Annotated in this window: 16 protein-coding genes; 7 read left to right on the top strand and 9 right to left on the bottom strand. The window is 58.7% G+C overall.

Annotated features, from left to right (window positions below):
- Positions 1 to 16: 16 nt before the first annotated feature.
- The 4 genes from lon (at position 17) to NAT23_RS03940 (ending at position 5,949) form a co-directional block, all read left to right on the top strand.
- The gene (lon, locus tag NAT23_RS03955) at positions 17 to 2,431 is read left to right on the top strand and encodes an endopeptidase La (RefSeq protein WP_251925811.1); all 2,415 of its coding nucleotides are present in this window, start codon (positions 17 to 19) and stop codon (positions 2,429 to 2,431) included.
- Between the two features lie 168 nt (positions 2,432 to 2,599).
- Positions 2,600 to 2,872 (top strand): nucleoid-associated protein HU-beta, encoded by a 273-nt coding sequence (hupB, locus tag NAT23_RS03950; protein WP_251590542.1) that lies wholly within the window; start codon positions 2,600 to 2,602, stop codon positions 2,870 to 2,872.
- A 151-nt stretch (positions 2,873 to 3,023) separates the two neighbouring features.
- Entirely contained in the window at positions 3,024 to 4,856 is a 1,833-nt protein-coding gene (locus tag NAT23_RS03945) for a SurA N-terminal domain-containing protein (protein ID WP_251925810.1), read from the top strand.
- A gap of 88 nt (positions 4,857 to 4,944) precedes the next feature.
- Complete coding sequence (locus NAT23_RS03940; RefSeq protein ID WP_251925809.1) at positions 4,945 to 5,949, top strand: NADP-dependent oxidoreductase; 1,005 nt, start codon at positions 4,945 to 4,947, stop codon at positions 5,947 to 5,949.
- Between the two features lie 29 nt (positions 5,950 to 5,978).
- On the opposite strand, the gene NAT23_RS03935 is transcribed toward NAT23_RS03940, so the two are convergent.
- The 9 genes from NAT23_RS03935 to NAT23_RS03895 all read right to left on the bottom strand — a co-directional run bounded on the left by NAT23_RS03935 (position 5,979) and on the right by NAT23_RS03895 (position 13,477).
- On the bottom strand, positions 5,979 to 6,242 hold the full coding sequence (locus NAT23_RS03935) for a YkgJ family cysteine cluster protein (RefSeq protein WP_251925808.1): 264 nt from the start codon (positions 6,240 to 6,242) through the stop codon (positions 5,979 to 5,981).
- A 13-nt stretch (positions 6,243 to 6,255) separates the two neighbouring features.
- Complete coding sequence (locus NAT23_RS03930) at positions 6,256 to 7,608, bottom strand: mechanosensitive ion channel family protein (protein ID WP_251925807.1); 1,353 nt, start codon at positions 7,606 to 7,608, stop codon at positions 6,256 to 6,258.
- A 75-nt stretch (positions 7,609 to 7,683) separates the two neighbouring features.
- Entirely contained in the window at positions 7,684 to 8,529 is an 846-nt protein-coding gene (locus NAT23_RS03925; protein ID WP_251925806.1) for a 6-pyruvoyl trahydropterin synthase family protein, read from the bottom strand.
- Positions 8,529 to 9,167 (bottom strand): 7-carboxy-7-deazaguanine synthase, encoded by a 639-nt coding sequence (gene queE / locus NAT23_RS03920; protein WP_251925805.1) that lies wholly within the window; start codon positions 9,165 to 9,167, stop codon positions 8,529 to 8,531. Before queE ends, NAT23_RS03925 begins: the two co-directional genes overlap by 1 nt.
- Positions 9,160 to 9,837 carry a 7-cyano-7-deazaguanine synthase QueC gene (gene queC, locus NAT23_RS03915; RefSeq protein ID WP_251925804.1) on the bottom strand — a complete coding sequence of 226 codons (678 nt, stop codon included), beginning with the start codon at positions 9,835 to 9,837 and terminating at the stop codon, positions 9,160 to 9,162. Before queC ends, queE begins: the two co-directional genes overlap by 8 nt.
- Positions 9,838 to 9,959: 122 nt before the next feature.
- Positions 9,960 to 10,487 (bottom strand): winged helix DNA-binding protein, encoded by a 528-nt coding sequence (locus NAT23_RS03910; RefSeq protein ID WP_251925803.1) that lies wholly within the window; start codon positions 10,485 to 10,487, stop codon positions 9,960 to 9,962.
- The gene (locus NAT23_RS03905; protein ID WP_251925802.1) at positions 10,487 to 11,785 is read right to left on the bottom strand and encodes a TRAP transporter large permease; all 1,299 of its coding nucleotides are present in this window, start codon (positions 11,783 to 11,785) and stop codon (positions 10,487 to 10,489) included. The genes NAT23_RS03910 and NAT23_RS03905 overlap by 1 nt, the downstream gene beginning before the upstream one ends.
- A gap of 85 nt (positions 11,786 to 11,870) precedes the next feature.
- Positions 11,871 to 12,434: a TRAP transporter small permease gene (locus NAT23_RS03900; protein WP_251925801.1), complete on the bottom strand. Its 564-nt coding sequence runs from the start codon at positions 12,432 to 12,434 to the stop codon at positions 11,871 to 11,873.
- Positions 12,435 to 12,445: 11 nt separating this feature from the next.
- On the bottom strand, positions 12,446 to 13,477 hold the full coding sequence (locus NAT23_RS03895) for a TRAP transporter substrate-binding protein (RefSeq protein WP_251925800.1): 1,032 nt from the start codon (positions 13,475 to 13,477) through the stop codon (positions 12,446 to 12,448).
- 167 nt (positions 13,478 to 13,644) lie between these two features.
- Between NAT23_RS03895 and NAT23_RS03890 the strand changes: the two genes are divergently transcribed.
- From NAT23_RS03890 to NAT23_RS03880, 3 genes are read left to right on the top strand one after another with little or no spacing between them, the layout of a single operon-like run.
- Positions 13,645 to 14,400, top strand: a complete 756-nt coding sequence (locus NAT23_RS03890) for a 5-oxoprolinase subunit PxpA (RefSeq protein ID WP_251925799.1) — start codon at positions 13,645 to 13,647, stop codon at positions 14,398 to 14,400.
- Positions 14,397 to 15,113 carry a 5-oxoprolinase subunit PxpB gene (gene pxpB / locus NAT23_RS03885; protein WP_251925798.1) on the top strand — a complete coding sequence of 239 codons (717 nt, stop codon included), beginning with the start codon at positions 14,397 to 14,399 and terminating at the stop codon, positions 15,111 to 15,113. The genes NAT23_RS03890 and pxpB overlap by 4 nt, the downstream gene beginning before the upstream one ends.
- Positions 15,106 to 16,053, top strand: coding sequence for a 5-oxoprolinase subunit C family protein (locus NAT23_RS03880; RefSeq protein WP_251925797.1), 948 nt, complete (start codon positions 15,106 to 15,108; stop codon positions 16,051 to 16,053). The genes pxpB and NAT23_RS03880 overlap by 8 nt, the downstream gene beginning before the upstream one ends.
- Positions 16,054 to 16,103 lie beyond the last annotated feature (50 nt).

Genomic DNA, 16,103 nt, shown 5'->3' with positions numbered 1-16,103 from the left:
ATCGAGGTATGTCTGCATGGAGCAGAACACGGAGCAAACGCTAACACTACCTCTTTTGCCGCTGCGTGATGTAGTGGTGTACCCACAGATGGTGATTCCTCTTTTTGTGGGACGCGAAAAATCCATTCATGCACTTGAGCATGCAATGGAAACGGACAAGAAGGTAGTCTTGGTGGCGCAGAAAGAAGCCAGTGAAGACGACCCGGATACAAACGATCTTTTCTCGGTCGGAACCGTTGCTGAAATCATGCAGCTTCTTAAGCTGCCCGATGGCACGGTAAAAGTGCTGATCGAAGGCAGTGACCGAGTTGATATCGATCGAATCGAAGAAAACGAAGACACCCAATACAGTGTCGCTCACGTTTCCAAACGTGAAACCATCGAACTGACCGAGCGTGAGCAGGAGTCGCTGGTGAGAGTCCTGCTCAATCAGTTCGAGCAATACGTCAAGCTTTCGAAGAAAGTTCCCAATGAGGTGCTTACGTCACTTCAAGGCATGGAAGAGCCCAGCCGCTTGGTCGATACGATCAGTGCGCATCTTTCTCTCGGGATCAACGATAAGCAGTCTCTGCTCGAAATCGACAAGATTCGTGAGCGCATTGAACATCTGATGACGCTGATCGAGTCCGAGATCGATCTGCTTCAGGTCGAGAAGCGTATTCGCTCGCGCGTCAAGGAGCAGATGGAAAAGTCGCAGCGCGAGTACTATCTCAACGAGCAGATGAAGGCCATCCAGAAAGAGATGGGCGAGCTCGATAACATGCCGAACGAGGCCGATCAGTACGAAGAAAAGATCGCCCAGGCCGGCATGCCGAAAGACGCTGAGGAGAAAGCGCGTCAAGAGCTCAACAAGCTCAAGATGATGGCGCCGACTTCAGCCGAGGCCACCGTCGTACGTTCCTACTTGGATTGGGTATTGTCGGTGCCCTGGAAAAAACGTACTCGGGTGCGTCATGACATCGCGCACGCCGAAGAGGTTCTGGATGAGGATCACTACGGGCTCGACGAGGTCAAGGAACGCATCCTCGAATACCTCGCGGTACAGCGTCGAGTCAAGAAGCTCAAGGGGCCAGTGCTTTGTTTGGTAGGCCCGCCTGGCGTCGGTAAAACTTCGCTTGGCCAGTCGATCGCGCGGGCAACGAATCGCAAGTACACCCGGCTTGCTCTGGGCGGCATTCGCGATGAATCCGAGATTCGAGGCCATCGCCGCACTTATATCGGGTCGCTGCCAGGTAAATTGATCCAGCGCATGAGCAAGGTCGGCGTACGTAACCCCCTGTTCTTGCTTGATGAGATCGACAAGGTCGGCATGGACCATCGTGGCGACCCGTCGTCTGCGCTGCTGGAAGTGCTCGACCCTGAGCAGAACGACAAATTCAGCGACCATTATCTGGAGCTGGATTATGACCTCTCGGATGTGATGTTCATTTGCACGGCAAACTCCATGAACATCCCCGGCCCGCTGATGGATCGAATGGAGATTATTCGAATCCCGGGTTACACCGAAGATGAAAAGCTCGCGATTGCCAAGCGCTATCTGGTGCCGAAGCAGCTGAAGGCCAACGGTCTCAAGAGTCAGGAACTGACGCTTGATGACGGCGCGCTTTTGGAGCTTATCCGGTATTACACCCGTGAGGCCGGTGTGCGTGAATTCGAACGCCAGATCGCCAAGGTGGCTCGCAAGGTGCTCAGAAAGCGGATCGATCAAGAGGTCAAGGGTGGGGCGCAGTCGACTACCGAGCTTGCCTCTGAAGACGTGGAAGAGTTCGCAGGTGTACGCCGCTACAGCTATGGGCTTGCCAACCGCAAGGATCAGGTCGGCCGCGTAACAGGGCTTGCCTGGACATCGGTCGGTGGCGAGATCCTCAATATCGAATCGGTACTGACGCCCGGCAAGGGGCGTATTCACAAGACCGGCTCGCTTGGCGATGTAATGAAGGAGTCGGTGAGTGCGGCCCAAACCGTCGTACGCTCGCGGGCCAAGGCGTTGGGCATCGATGTCGAGCGGTTCGAAAAAGAGGACCTGCACGTCCACGTACCGGAAGGTGCGACGCCCAAGGACGGCCCAAGTGCCGGTATCGGCATGGTGACTGCGATTGTTTCCACCTACACCGGATTCCCCGTGCGGTGTGATGTCGCCATGACCGGTGAAGTCAACCTGAGAGGCGAGGTGATGCCGATCGGTGGTTTGAAGGAAAAGCTGCTGGCGGCGCGCCGTGGTGGCATCAAGACGGTACTCATTCCCGAAGAGAACGTGCGGGATCTCAAGGAAGTGCCGGATGCGATCAAGGACGCCCTGGATATTCGGCCGATGCGCTGGATCGATGAGGTACTTGATGTCGCGCTCACCAAAAGCGCGGCGGGTGTAGATGATGAGACTTTCGTCGAATCCGGCGAAAGTGATGATCGTCCACAAGTCAATACGCATTAAGACTGTCAAACGGGGGGCAAACCCCCGTCGTAGCGCGCTTTCTGGGGCAATGGTCGCTTGACGCTCATCGGTCACGTTGCTATAAACTGCGGTTCATTGTGATGGCGTTGACCGCCCATGTTCATTGCGCTGAATATTACTGATATGTTGAAAGTCAAGGGGTGAAGAGTGAATAAATCTGAACTGATCGATGCGATTGCAACATCCGCGGACATTCCGAAGGCCGCTGCTACACGTGCACTGGATGCGATGATCGATTCGGTCACTGACACACTGAAGCAGGGCGATTCCGTCGCACTGGTTGGTTTCGGTACGTTTTCAGTGAAAGAGCGCGCTGCGCGTACTGGCCGTAACCCTCAGACCGGTCAGCCGATCAACATCGATGCGGCAAAAGTACCCAGCTTCAAGGCTGGCAAGGCTCTGAAAGACGCCGTCAACTGATCGAACGTAATTACTCCGGTAATGAGACTTCGAAATAACGCACCGCCTCGCGGTGCGTTTTTTATTGTAGGGGCCCTTTCGGTTTCGACCCGACCACGACGGCCCGGTACAATGAGCCACCGATTCATGACGTTAACTGTTTGAGGCCTGCATGCTGCAACATATTCGAAATCGCGCTCAGGGCTGGATTGCCAAAGTTATCGTGGCGTTGATTGCCATCACGTTCACGTTCTTTGGGGTCGAGTCGATCGTCAGTGTCTTTACCCAGAGCAGCGACGATGCTGCCACCGTCAACGGCGAGTCCATCAAGAAGCAAAGCGTGGAGCTTACGCTTCAGCGTCAAATGCGTTCGGGCCAGGTTTCGCCAGATAACGAGAACCAGGCCAGAAGCGAGATTCTGGATCAGCTGATTACCCGCGCCCTGATGCGTCAATACGCCAACGACCACGGTCTGGTCTTTACCAAGGCCCAGGTGGATCAGTTGATCGTGCAGCTGCCTGAATTTCAGGATCAGAACAACCATTTCTCCAAAGAGCGCTTTGTACGCACCCTCAACAGTGCCGGCTACACTCCGAATACTTTCAGAACGCAGCTTGAAGAAGACATGGTGATTACCCAGCTTCGACAGGGGCTGGCCGCCAGCAGCTTTGTTCTACCTGGCGAAGTCGACCGGTTGGCCGCACTTCAGAACCAGACTCGAAGCTTTCGCTACGCATTGATCGGCCCGGATGCACTCTCCAAAAGCGTCCAGGTGTCAGATGAAGACGTCGAGAATTACTACACCCAGCACAAGGATCAGTTCACACGTCCGGAGCAGGTCAAGCTGAACTACATTCTGCTCGACAAGCAGGCGATGGCCTCTGATGTCTCAGTCACCGATGACGCCCTTAAATCTGCCTATGATAAGCGCAAGGCCGATGCACCTAAGCGGGTATCTGACATTATCATCAGCATCAATGACCAGCAGGATGACGCCGCTGCGCGTGAGCAGGCGCAGAGCATCGAGTCGAAGCTCGCAGAGGGCGCCTCGTTTGCCGATCTGGCCAAGCGCTATTCCGATGATCCCGGAAGCGCCAGCAAGGGGGGCGATCTTGGCGTGGTGACCGAAGGTATCTTCGGCCAGACGTTCGACCAGCAGCTCGGTACGCTTTCTGAGGGCCAGGTTTCAAAGCCGTTCAAGCTCGACAACGCCTATCACATCATCAAGGTAACCGGCATTCAGATCGACTCGTTTGACGCTTTGCGCCCGGAGCTGCGTGAATCGCTTCAGAATGAGCAGGTGGCCTCGGTGTTCGATGACAAGGCGCAAAAGCTCAAGGACGACAGCTACTCAGCCCCCAATCTGAGCGACGTCGCTCAAGACCTAGATCTCAAGCTGCACGAAAGCGGCTGGGTCGGTAAGGACAACGATGATCCGATTCTTGGGAACGCCGATGTGATCAAGGCGGCCTTCAGTAACGATGTATTGGATCGAAACGATGTGAGCCAGGGCTATAACAGTGATGTTATCGAGCTTGATGGCGATCACCGTCTGGTGCTTCGCGTCGCTGACTACCGGCCCGAACAGGTGCTGCCGCTGGATCAGGTGCGCGAGCGCATTCGAAGCACGCTGACTCTTGAGCAGCAGCAGACGCAGCTGGCTACTCAGGCGAGCAGTGCCGTCAGTGCCTTGAAGTCGGGCCAAACGCCTTCGGTTTCATTGAACTGGCAGGAGGCCGACGCCGTGGGCCGTAACGACGACAGTGTACCGAGCGAGTTGATCGACGCCGCCTTCCAGATGCCGCGCCCGGACAACGGCCCGCGTTTCGCGCATCATCAGGTTGGTCAAAAGCAGGCAATCGTTGAATTGCAAAAGGTCGGTAGTAAAGAGAGCAATCAGAACGATCTTGATTTTGTTCGATCGCTGGCCTCGCGCGTCAACCAGCAGATCGTGGTATCAGCTCTGGTCGAGCGACTGCATGAGCAAGGCAAGATCGACAAGTGACATTACACGCGCTACGCTTGTTAGCACGCTAATTAACGGCGCCTTCGGGCGCCGTTTCCTATGTCACGTTCGCTATCAGGAGCGCGTTATGACTGAGAGTCGCTATTTTGTTGTGACCGACCACCCGAATGGGGTGCCGGATGAGGCCCTGTTCGAGCTTTGCACCGATTCATTGCCCGAACTCGCCAGCGGTCAGTTGAAGCTCAAGAACCTGTGGCTGTCGGTCGACCCGTACATGCGCAATCGTATGGACGGCGTCAAAACCTACATCGACCCGTTCGAACTGAACGCACCCATGGAAGGCGCAGCCATCGGCGAGGTGGTCGAATCAAGCGATGAGCGCTTCACGGTCGGTGACAAGGTACGTCACATGGCCGGCTGGCGTGATCACGCCGTGGTCGATGCCAATCATGTCGAGCCGCTGCCAAGCTATGATGTTCCGCTTCAGGCCTATCTGGGCGTGCTTGGCATGCCGGGCATGACCGCCTGGACCGGGCTCAATACCATTGCGGGGCTGACTGGAGAGGACACCGTGCTGGTGTCGGCCGCAAGCGGTGCCGTTGGCTTTCTGGCCGTTCAGCTCGCGGTTCAAAAAGGCTGTACCGTTGTGGGCACGGCCGGTTCCAAGGAAAAGTGTCAGTGGCTGGAATCGCTTGGTGTGCATGCGGTCAACCACCATCAAAGTGCGGAGGACATCGCCGCCGGCATCAAGCGTGCAGCGCCCCAGGGCATCGATGTCTACTTCGAGAATGTTGGTGGGCCGATGCTTGATGCCGCGCTTGCGTCCATGAACGATTTCGGGCGTATTGCGGTCTGCGGCATGATTTCACGCTACAACGACGGTGAGCAGCCGGGGCCTGCCAATATCGCCATGATGTTGACCAAGCGGCTTCGCGTGCAGGGCTTTATCGTGCTCGAGCACTGGGAAGGCTATAGCGATTTCATCAAGGATGTCGGGCCGCTGGTGCAAAAAGGGGTGATCGAGTATCAGGAGAGTGTTTTCGAGGGGCTCGAAGCCACTCCGAAAGCCTTCCTGTCACTGTTTGAAAGTGGGGCGTACAACGGCAAGCGTCTGGTGAAACTCGCGCCGTAACGTCTTGACCTGAGGCGGCTCGCGCCGCCTCAGGTCGAGTCTTCAAGCCAGGTAATCAACGCAAGTGCCTCATCGCGCTCGGTGCCGCAGACTTCGATATCGAACTCGAACGCATGGCACACCGCAGGTCGGTCAGGGTGGCCGAAAAGACGACACAGATTGTTCTCATCCAGTTGAACACAGCGCACCCCGGCCGGTTTGCCATCTTTCATGCCCGGAATTGGTGTGGTTATCGAGGGCGCGATGCAGCAGGCGCCACAGCCGATACGACACGCCATTGATTTATCTCCCATAGACGAGAACTCTCTAGTGATCAGTGGCCGGTGAGCCGTCATCGATCGTGTCATGAAGCGTTGGTGATGACGCCGTAGCGCGTTGCCCGATTTCCAGGCGCACCTTGGGCAGCGCATCGGGGTAGTGCGCGGCGATATAGCGAATCAGACCTTCTCGCAACTCGCAGCGAAGATCGAACGTATCCGCACCGCCGCGGGCACTGATCAACACGCGAAGCTGCATGTTTCTCTCGGTCATCTCAAGCAGTTGTACCTTGCAGACCTTGCCGCTCCAGCGCGGTGACAGCTGCGCCAGCCGCTCGGCTTCTGCCTGCAGCTCATCAAGCGGCAGATAGTAATCGGCGTAGAGGATGACCGAGCCGATCAGATCGTTGCTGGTGCGTGTCCAATTCTGAAACGGATGATCGATGAAGTAATTGATCGGCAGCACCAGTCGGCGCCAGTCCCATAGACGAATAACGACATAGGTCAGCGTCAGTTCCTCGACCCACCCCCATTCACCCTCGACCACCACGGCGTCGTCGAGTCGGATCGGTTGGGTCAGTGCGATCTGAATGCCCGCGATCAGGTTGCCGAACACTTTCTGAGCGGCAAACCCGAGCACGACCCCAAGAATACCGGCCGACGCCAGAATGCTGGTGCCGAGCTGGCGGACCTTATCGAAGATCATCAGCATCGAGGCAAGCGCCAGCAAAATGATCAAAAAGTTGATCAGCTTGCGCAGCACCGTGATCTGCGTATGCACCCGACGTGCCACGAGGTTGTTCTCAACGTCCATTCGGTAGCGTTCGCTCAATAGCCGCTCGGTCATGTTCACGCCCTGAATCATGACGCCGGCCACGCTTGCGATCAGCAAAAGACTTGCCAGATTATGAAGTAAAGCGTCGATGCGCTCTGAGGCAATGAACAGCGGCAGCAGCGCAAACAGCAGTAACACCGGGGCAAGCGCCGCCGTCGTCCGTGTCAGAAGCGGCAGTAGAAATCGCTCGAACGCCGTGGTTCTGTCCTCGGCCCAGCGGTCCATGACCGCAACCATGCGCCGGGTAACCCGCACGATCAGCCACAGCAGCAAAAGCGCGGCAATCAGGTTGGCCGTGATCAAGAGCGGGCCGTGCCAGCCTAGCCGGGTCGGTATCAGGAAATAGAGCGAAAACGCCACACCATAGACCCAGGCCAACCACACCAGCGGTGGATGTACGGCAATCGCTACCGCACTGACAAGGCGGAGTCGACCGTTGAACACCCGCTTGATCGTGCAGTGCAGGACTTCAAGCCCTGCATGGGCTGCAACGGTCAGTACCGCGATCCCGAGCGCGTAGGCCCACTGCGGCAGTGCCCCGACGTTTTCAATGAACGTATCGATCATACCCATACCCTGGTTGCCGTTTTTCAAAGCATAGGCAAGAACACGACCAACGTCTTAGTCAGGGCACGCGGTGGGTCAATCGTCTCGTGGCTGGCTTGCCTGGGCGATGGCACCCTTGCCGATGCCTTCGAACGCCTGGACACGGATATCGCCGCCATGCAGCATGCTGATGCGCTCGGCAAGCCACTTGGCGATGTTCTCGACCGTGCTGGTGGTCGGCATGATCATCACGCGCTCGCGGGGCAGCTTGATGCGAAAACTGCCTTGAGCCGAGGTATAGGCTACCCGACAGAATTCGTCGTCCGGCAAGATAACGTCGGCCTGGTCGGCCAGATAGATGTCGACAAGCCCACGGCTCCACTGTGCGGCGAGCGCCTCATCGAGTTCACCGTCGCGCCAGATGTACAGGCGCGAGCGGTGGCCATGGGCGATGCGCTGACAGTTGCCGGCGTGCTGCTTGAGTCCGTGAGAGTAAGTGTAGCCAGCACCCTCGATGCGCTCCTCGGCCAGGGAAATACCGATGCGGGTAACGCGGGGCGGTGGACGCTTCATGAGCTGCTCGGAGATGTACTCGCCCAGCCGCTCCGGGGTGATTTCCGTCCAGGGCAGTAAGGTAAACGCCTGGCGTGGAGCGCGCACTTCCATCGGCCAGGGGAGTGAGGCCTTGATGCAAAGACCTTCTGCGCACTCCTGGACATCGATGCCCGGGGCCTTGGTCGGCACCAGCAGCGTGTGATCCGGCCCCTGGTCGATGACCCGTTTGATCCAGGGTTTGACCTCGCCGAAATCGAACAGCATGCCGTCCTCGCCGAGCTCGCCATCAAGGGTCAGATCGACATGCCAGCTGGCGCCGACGAGGCCGCGTTTGGCGTCCCAGTAGGAGGCGTCTAAATGGGTCAGTGCGTTGACGAACAGCGTCATCAGTCGATTCCTATCATCTTGTGGGTCTGAAGCGAGAGCTTCCAGCGCGGGCGTCTCATGCAGTAGTCGAGTGCGGCCTTGAGCGTCGAGCGAGCCTCGCCCTGCGGTGAAAGGTCCATCGGCTGCAGGTAGTAGTGTTCGAAATGTGTGTGCTCGAACCGTTCCGGCAGTGCCTCGGGCTGGGGGTAGACCAGCTTGAGTTCGTGGCCGGTCTCCTGAACCAGCTCGGCGCGGCCCTTGGGGCTGACGCAGAGCCAGTCGATGCCATTTGGTGCCTTGATCGTGCCGTTGGTTTCCACCGCAATTTCAAAGCCCTTGGCGTGCATGGCTTCAATCAGCGGCGCATCGAGCTGCAGTAGCGGCTCACCGCCGGTAAACACCACGTATGGTGTCCCTTCCGGGGAGGGCCAGAACGCGGCGATGTGGTCAGCCAGGTCACGGGCGGTCTTGAACTTGCCGCCGTTCTGGCCATCGGTGCCGATGAAGTCGGTGTCGCAGAACGTGCAGATGCTCGCGGCGCGGTCCTGCTCGCGGCCCGACCAGAGGTTGCAGCCGGTGAACCGGCAGAACACCGAAGGGCGTCCGGCCTGGGCACCTTCGCCCTGCAGGGTGTAGAAGGTTTCCTTGACGCTATACATCGAGGCCGCCCTGGGCATAAGGCAGTGGGTCGGTCAGCCCGTGCTCGGCGAACGCCGCAAGCCGCTCGCGGCAACTGCCGCACTCGCCGCAGGCAAGTGACTGACCCAGGTAGCAGGTCCAGCTGTTGGCGTAATCAAGCCCAAGCGCCAGACCGTCGGCCAGAATCTCGCCCTTGCTCGCGTGCAGGTAGGGCGCACGAATCTCGACCGGCTCGTAATTGGCAATGCCGGCAACCGAATTCATGCGCTCGACGAATTCCGGCCGACAGTCGGGGTAGATGGCGTGATCGCCGCCGTGGGCACCATAAAAGCAGACGTCGGCACCGATATTGACGGCGTGACCGATGGCGAGTGACAGCAGGATCATGTTGCGGTTGGGCACAACCGTTGCCTGCATGTTGTCTTCGGCGTAGTCGGCGCGCGGCATCGCCTGAGTGTCATCGGTCAGCGCGCTATGGCCGATCAATTGATGAATGGCACGGATATCGACGATTTTGTGCGTGACGCCAAGCGTCTGACACACGTAAGCGGCGACATCGAGTTCCTTTGCATGGCGTTGGCCGTAATGAAACGACAGTGCGTGTACGGTGTACCCCTCGCTCAAGGCGCGATGGAGCACGGTATAGGAATCCATTCCACCGGAATAGATAACGACGGCATTCTTAGACATGGCGGAGAATTTCTTTGTCCGATGAGTGATCGGCTCCGGGATCCGGTCCGGAAGCAAGCAGAGTGTGGTCGGTGAAAAAATCACCGCGCGGTAGTTTACGCACTGCGCGGCGAATGTGCCAGTTATAACGTGGCGGCGGCGCGTGCGGCCTGGTCGTAGAGCCCGGACAGGCTGCGTAAAAGCCCGGCGGCGCGGTGAAGCTCTTCGCGGCTGATGCCAAGCTGCTCGAGCGACTCGATCAGGCAGGTTTCACGAATCTGGGCGTAGCGCTTGCAGGCCTCATGGCCGCGCTCGGAGATGCTGTAGAAGCTTTCCTTGCCGCGCTTTTCGACCGTGACCAGCTCAAAGCGCACCAGTTTCTTGAGCGCGTAGCTGACGGTGTGACTGTCCTCGATATTGAGCACCAGGCACAGGTCGCTCACGCGGCGGGTGCGGCCGCGGTGATTGACGCTATTGAGAATCAATACCTCGAGCGTGCTGAGCTCGCCATAACCGGTTGCACTCATGCAGCGGGCTACCCAGCGATTGAAGCCGTGGCTTGCAACCATCAGTCCGAATTCGAACTCCGACAGCTCCCTCGCCTTGTGCGAAAGGTGTTCCGACGACACGATCGGATTCAAGGGGGGTGTCACAGGTGAGTCATCGCTCATTATCCGTTCCCCATCATGGTCGGCAGCATCAGTGCGATGCCTGGAAAAAGGCCGAGCAGGATAACACCAAGAAGCATCAGCATGAAAAAGGGCAGCGTCGCTCGGGCAATGCTCAGAATGTCCCGGCCAGTCATGCCCTGAATCACGAATAGGTTGAAGCCGACCGGTGGGGTGATCTGAGACATTTCGACCACGATGACCAGATAGATGCCGAACCAGATCAAGTCAAAGCCCGCAGCTTCCACCATCGGCATGACGATCGATGTCGTAAGCACTACCACCGAGATACCGTCGAGAAAGCAGCCGAGCACAATGAAAAAGAGCGTCAGCACCGCAAGCAGCGTAAAAGGGGCAAGCTCAAGCGTTGCGATCCACCCGGCAAGTTGGCCTGGAAGCTGGGTAAAGCCCATCGCCGTGGTCAGAAAGGACGCGCCGGCCAGAATGAACGCGATCATGCTGGCGGTACGCACGGCACCCAGCAGCGAGTGCTTGAATGCCTGAGCGCCGAAGCCGGTATTGAGTCGCGCGATGATCATCGAAAGAACGACACCAATCGTTGCCGCTTCCGTCGGTGAGGCAAATCCCGCATAGATCGAGCCGATGACGCCAACGATCAGCAATAGAAGCGGCAGAATACGCAGGCTGCCCCTGAGCTTTTGTGCAAGAGGCATCGAGGCCTCGGCGACGGGCACCTTGTCAGGGTGACGTAAGGACCAGATCATCAGGTATACAACGAACAGTGCCATGAGCATCAGCCCCGGCAGAATACCGGCCATGAACAGCCGTGAGATCGATTGCTCGGTCGCGATGCCGTAGACGATCAGAATGATCGAGGGCGGGATCAGAAGCCCAAGTGTTGCCGAGCTTGCAAGCGTACCAATGGCGAGCCGGTCATCATAGCCACGCCGTTCAAGCTCTGGCAGCGTCATCTTGCCAACGGTCGCGCAGGTGGCGGCAGACGAGCCGGACACGGCGGCGAACAGGCTGCTGCCAAAGATGTTGGTGTGAAGAAGCCCACCGGGCAGGCGGTTGAGCCAGGGCGCGAGCGCCTTGAACAGATCGTCGGCAAGCCCCGAGCGAAACAGGATTTCGCCCATCCAGATGAACATCGGCAGCGCCGTCAGTTCCCAGCCATAGCTTGCGCTCCAGAAGTCAGAGCCGAGCACGGAGCCGGCCGGGATGGGCGTAAACTGGCTGATGGCAATCCACCCAAGCGCCAGCAGGGAAAAGGCCACCCATAGCCCGCCGCCGAGCAAAAGCACCAATGCGATGGATAGGGTCAGAATCAGCGCAAACATAGCGGATCTCTCTTTCAGTCACTTGTTCAGTCACTTGTTCGTGATCAAGCGACCGACGCCACGGATGAGCGTCGGTCGATGAGCCTCAGTCGACGACGCTATCCTGCTCGGGCAGTGGCGCATCAAGGCGGTGGGGGGCGATGACCCCAAGGACCACGGTGTTGAGCAGGGTCTCAGCGATGGCGAGGGCCAGCAGCGCAATCCCGCTCACTAACACGGCCTGCGGGTAGACCAGAGGAATGGCCACAAGGCCATAGGACACTTCGTTGTAGGCGATGCTGTCTTCGAGCAGGACCCAGAGCTCGATGCCCAGATACCCCGTAAGCACCAGGGCCAGGGTCAGCGCGACGACCTCGAGCAGAACGCGAATCCGAAGGGGCAAGCGCTCGGTCACCAGTGTCACGCGAATGTGGCCTCTCGTTGCGAAGGTATAGGCGCTGCCGAGAAAGGTGGCGCCCACCAATAAGAAGCCTGCGATTTCGGAAACACCGCTGATGGTCCACCCAAGCGGGGCGTGCCCGACGGCAACCAGAATCCGGTCAAGCGCACGAGACAGCACCTGGGCGGTGATCAGAGTGACGATGGCCAGCATGCTTAGACCGGCAAGCCATGCCCCCAGCCGGTAAAGCGGCATCAGATAAAATCGCATGAGGCCTCCCTTTACGCGTTGTCGTCACGCGCGCTGAGTTGGCGGTAGCGCTCGAGTATGGCCTCGCCTTCCGAGCCCGTCTGCGCTTTCCAACGCTCGACCAGTTCGGCGCCGGCCCGCTCGAGGGCCTTTTCAAGCGCAGGTGTGGGGGTATTGACCTTGATGCCGTGATCCTTCAGTGCGGTCATGTCGGACTCAGACTCGGCCTTGCTCATCGCCCAACCGCGCTGTTCTGCCTTTTGGGCGGCGTCCATCACGGCGCGCTGAGTGGTCTTGTCCAGGCGGTCGAAGGCTTTCTGGTTAATGATCACGATGTTCTTGGGCAGCCACAGATTGGCGTCGTTGAAGTGCGAGACATAGTCCCACGCGGCCGTATTCACCCCGGTCGAGACCGAGGTCACCATGGCATCGACGCGCCCGGTACTGAAGGCGGTCGGTATATCGGAGGCCTCAGTCTGGGTCGGAATGGCGCCAAGCCGCTTGGCGAGCCGCTCGGTGGCCGTATTGTTCGAGCGAAGCTTGATGCCCTGAAGTTGATTGGCCTGGGTCAGTTCGAACTGCGTATAGATGCCCTGGGACGGCCAGGGCACACTGTAAAGCACTTTCAGGCCCTGACGTTCGAGGCGCTTCGAGATCTCGGGCTTCGAGGCCTGCCACAACCGTCTGGCGGATTCGTAATCGTTGGCAAGCGTTGGCAGTGCATCGACTTCGAAAATCGGATTTTCATTGGCAAGCCGAGAGAGAAAGAGCTCACCCACCGGCACGATGCCCCGGCGTACGGCGTTCTTTATTTCAGGGTGCGGGATGAGCGCGCCGTTGGCGTGGACGGTGACCGCGAGCTTGCCACCGGTCGCCTCGGTAACGTCCTCGGCGAACTGCCGGGCATTTTGGGTATGGAAGTTGGCATCGCCGTAGGGTTCGGCAAAGTTCCATTGGGCCCCATGGGCTGATGTCACGGGCGCAAGGCTCAGTACGCCAAACGCGCCTGCCACGGTGAATATGGTCTTGAGGGTGCGCAGGTAGTGCATGATCGAATCCGCCATTGTCGTTGTCGTTAAACGCATTCCAAACACGGTCATCGATATTTTTATTTTAATTTGTAGATAAAATATCGATAAACTTTGACAAAGATACGCAGCGAATTTTATACCTGTCAAGACAGCTGACCCGCGATTCACGTCGTATAACAATCATGTAAAGGAGGGCGCCGATGACAACGAGGCTACTGCTTAACTGCGATATGGGGGAACGCCTTGGGCCCTGGCCAATGGGACGGGACGAAGAGGTCATGCCCTGGATCGATTGCGCCAACGTGGCCTGTGGTTTTCATGCCTCGGACCCGGTCACGCTCAGAGAGACCGTCGCCCTGGCCGCGCGCCACGGCGTTCAGGTCGGCGCACATCCCGGCTATCCGGATCTGGTCGGTTTCGGCCGGCGCTCGCTTGCGTGTACGCCGAATGAAGTCGAGCAGATGGTGCTCTACCAGATGGGGGCGGTGTATGCCGCCTGTCGTGCGGAATCGATCGAGCTTTCCTACGTAAAGCCTCACGGCGCCCTCAATCACGACATGATGCGTAACCCGGACGTTCTTGAGGCCATCATGGCGGCCGTGGCGGCGTTTGACCGTGAGCTGCCGCTAATGGTGACTTCGGTGTCGGATCGCTCGGCCACCGAGCGGCTGTCTAGGCAGTACGGCATTACGGTCTGGAACGAAGTCTTTGCTGACCGGGCCTACGACGCCGAGGGGCATCTCGTTTCCCGTCAAACGCCCGGGGCCGTCCACAAGGATCGTGACGCCATCGTCGCTCAGGCCGTCGCGTTTGCAAACGGAGCGCCGATTCTTGCTCATGACGGTAAAACCGAGCTCACGCTTTTGGCAGATACGCTGTGCGTTCACGGCGACAATGACGAGTCGATCGCCTCGGTTCAGGCCGTTCACGCCGCGTTGAAAGGAGGTGCGCCATGACGGTAAACGTTGAGATCGAGCGTGTCGGCCTTGATTGCCTGTTGGTACGCCTGTTCGATCAGATCGATACCCGCCATGTCGATGTCATCATGGCGTTTTGCGAACAACTCCGAGACGAACTTGCAGACGCAGTGATCGATCTCACTCCGTCCTACACGACGGTACTGGTGCATTTTAACGATGCGCGCACGGATGAGGCTCATGTGCGAGAGGCGATAAAACGGGCGCTCGAGGCGGCAGGCCAGCGGGCAGAGGCCAGCGGGCAGGTGCATGAACTGCCGGTCTGGTTTGACCCGCGCGTTGGCCCCGAACTCGAGGTCATCGCGGATAAGGCGAAGCTGTCGGTCGACGAGGTTATCGAGCGTCATGTCTCCCGCGAGTATCGGGTCTTCGCGCTGGGCTTTGCGCCCGGGTTCGGGTTCATGGGGGCGGTGGATGAGGCCATCGCCATGCCAAGGTTATCGACCCCGCGAAAACGGGTTGCGGCGGGAAGTGTGGGAATCGCCGGCATCCAAACGGCGGTTTACCCGAGTGCGCTCCCGGGGGGATGGAACATCATCGGCCGGTGCCCGACGCGCCTTTTCGATATCAAGCGCGAAGGCTACACCCTGTACCGAGCCGGCGATACCGTGCGCTTCAAGCCGATCGATCACGCCACGTTCTTGAACCATGGCGGTGATGACACCCCCTTTGAAGGAGCGCGACATGACTGATTCGGCAAGCTGTTCGATCACTCGGCTCGACGGTGGGTGTCGAGTGCAGGATTTGGGTCGATTCGGGGTGCGCCATCTGGGCCTCGGGCAGGGGGGCGGGTTTGATCATCTCTCGCTGCGCGTTGCCAACGCACTGCTCGGTAATGCGCATACGGCACCGGTACTTGAAATCACGCTAGGGCAGGTTGCTCTGACGTTTTCGGCGTCAACGACCGTTGCGTTAACGGGGGCGGATCTAGGCGCTCGGCTTGATCACGTGCCGGTGAGCCCGGGCGGCTGCTTTGTGGTCGAGGGCGGCCAGACCCTGATGTTTGATACCCCGGTTCAAGGGCTTCGAAGCTATCTGGCGGTCGCTGGCGGGTTCGAGGTAGCGCCTGAACTTGGAAGCGTGACGGCGCTGGCCCGAGAGCCGCTCGGAGGGCTTCATGGCGAGGGGGATGAGCTGACGGTGGGCGATGCGCTCACGTATGCGCCCGGGTTCCCGTCTCTTCGAACCCAGCCGGACGCGACCAGATGGTCGTTCGATGAGGCGTTGGTGCTTGATGTAGTGGTGGGCCTGCAAGCCGCCACGTTTTCGGGGCGAAGTCTATTTGATGCGTTCAATCGACCGTGGTGCGTGGATACGCGTGCAGACAGCATGGGGGTCCGACTCGAAGGGCCGCGTCTTGAAAGCCGATGCGCGTCGCTTGTTTCCGAAGGGCTGACACCGGGTGTCATTCAGGTGCCACCGGATGGCGCACCGATCATTTTGGGTCCGGACTGTCAAAGCATTGGCGGTTACCCCAAGTTCGGCGCAGTCACGCCATATTCGCTGGCGCGTCTGGGGCAATGTTGCCCTGGCGATACGCTGCATCTGCGACCGGTTGGCATTGGCCTTGCCCGGGCGCGCTGGGCGCAGTGGCTTGGACATCTTGACGGCGTTGAGTCTCATGGCGTCTAGGCGGCGTATGTGATGTACACAAAAACGCCTGCAGGTGCAGGCGTTTTGAC

Origin of the sequence: Larsenimonas salina (assembly GCF_023736155.1) — a bacterium.
Classification (GTDB): Bacteria; Pseudomonadota; Gammaproteobacteria; order Pseudomonadales; family Halomonadaceae; genus Larsenimonas; species Larsenimonas salina.
This window is presented reverse-complemented; position numbering and strand designations above follow the sequence as displayed.

What these genes read in the sequence shown, in the direction of transcription:
- lon (WP_251925811.1), top strand. Translation starts at nt 17, where the DNA reads ATGGAGCAGAACACGGAGCAAACGCTAACACTACCTCTTTTGCCGCTG.
- NAT23_RS03945 (WP_251925810.1), top strand. Translation starts at nt 3,024, where the DNA reads ATGCTGCAACATATTCGAAATCGCGCTCAGGGCTGGATTGCCAAAGTT.
- NAT23_RS03940 (WP_251925809.1), top strand. Translation starts at nt 4,945, where the DNA reads ATGACTGAGAGTCGCTATTTTGTTGTGACCGACCACCCGAATGGGGTG.
- NAT23_RS03935 (WP_251925808.1), bottom strand. Translation starts at nt 6,242, where the DNA reads ATGGGAGATAAATCAATGGCGTGTCGTATCGGCTGTGGCGCCTGCTGC.
- NAT23_RS03930 (WP_251925807.1), bottom strand. Translation starts at nt 7,608, where the DNA reads ATGATCGATACGTTCATTGAAAACGTCGGGGCACTGCCGCAGTGGGCC.
- NAT23_RS03925 (WP_251925806.1), bottom strand. Translation starts at nt 8,529, where the DNA reads ATGACGCTGTTCGTCAACGCACTGACCCATTTAGACGCCTCCTACTGG.
- queE (WP_251925805.1), bottom strand. Translation starts at nt 9,167, where the DNA reads ATGTATAGCGTCAAGGAAACCTTCTACACCCTGCAGGGCGAAGGTGCC.
- queC (WP_251925804.1), bottom strand. Translation starts at nt 9,837, where the DNA reads ATGTCTAAGAATGCCGTCGTTATCTATTCCGGTGGAATGGATTCCTAT.
- NAT23_RS03910 (WP_251925803.1), bottom strand. Translation starts at nt 10,487, where the DNA reads ATGAGCGATGACTCACCTGTGACACCCCCCTTGAATCCGATCGTGTCG.
- NAT23_RS03905 (WP_251925802.1), bottom strand. Translation starts at nt 11,785, where the DNA reads ATGTTTGCGCTGATTCTGACCCTATCCATCGCATTGGTGCTTTTGCTC.
- NAT23_RS03900 (WP_251925801.1), bottom strand. Translation starts at nt 12,434, where the DNA reads ATGCGATTTTATCTGATGCCGCTTTACCGGCTGGGGGCATGGCTTGCC.
- NAT23_RS03895 (WP_251925800.1), bottom strand. Translation starts at nt 13,477, where the DNA reads ATGGCGGATTCGATCATGCACTACCTGCGCACCCTCAAGACCATATTC.
- NAT23_RS03890 (WP_251925799.1), top strand. Translation starts at nt 13,645, where the DNA reads ATGACAACGAGGCTACTGCTTAACTGCGATATGGGGGAACGCCTTGGG.
- pxpB (WP_251925798.1), top strand. Translation starts at nt 14,397, where the DNA reads ATGACGGTAAACGTTGAGATCGAGCGTGTCGGCCTTGATTGCCTGTTG.
- NAT23_RS03880 (WP_251925797.1), top strand. Translation starts at nt 15,106, where the DNA reads ATGACTGATTCGGCAAGCTGTTCGATCACTCGGCTCGACGGTGGGTGT.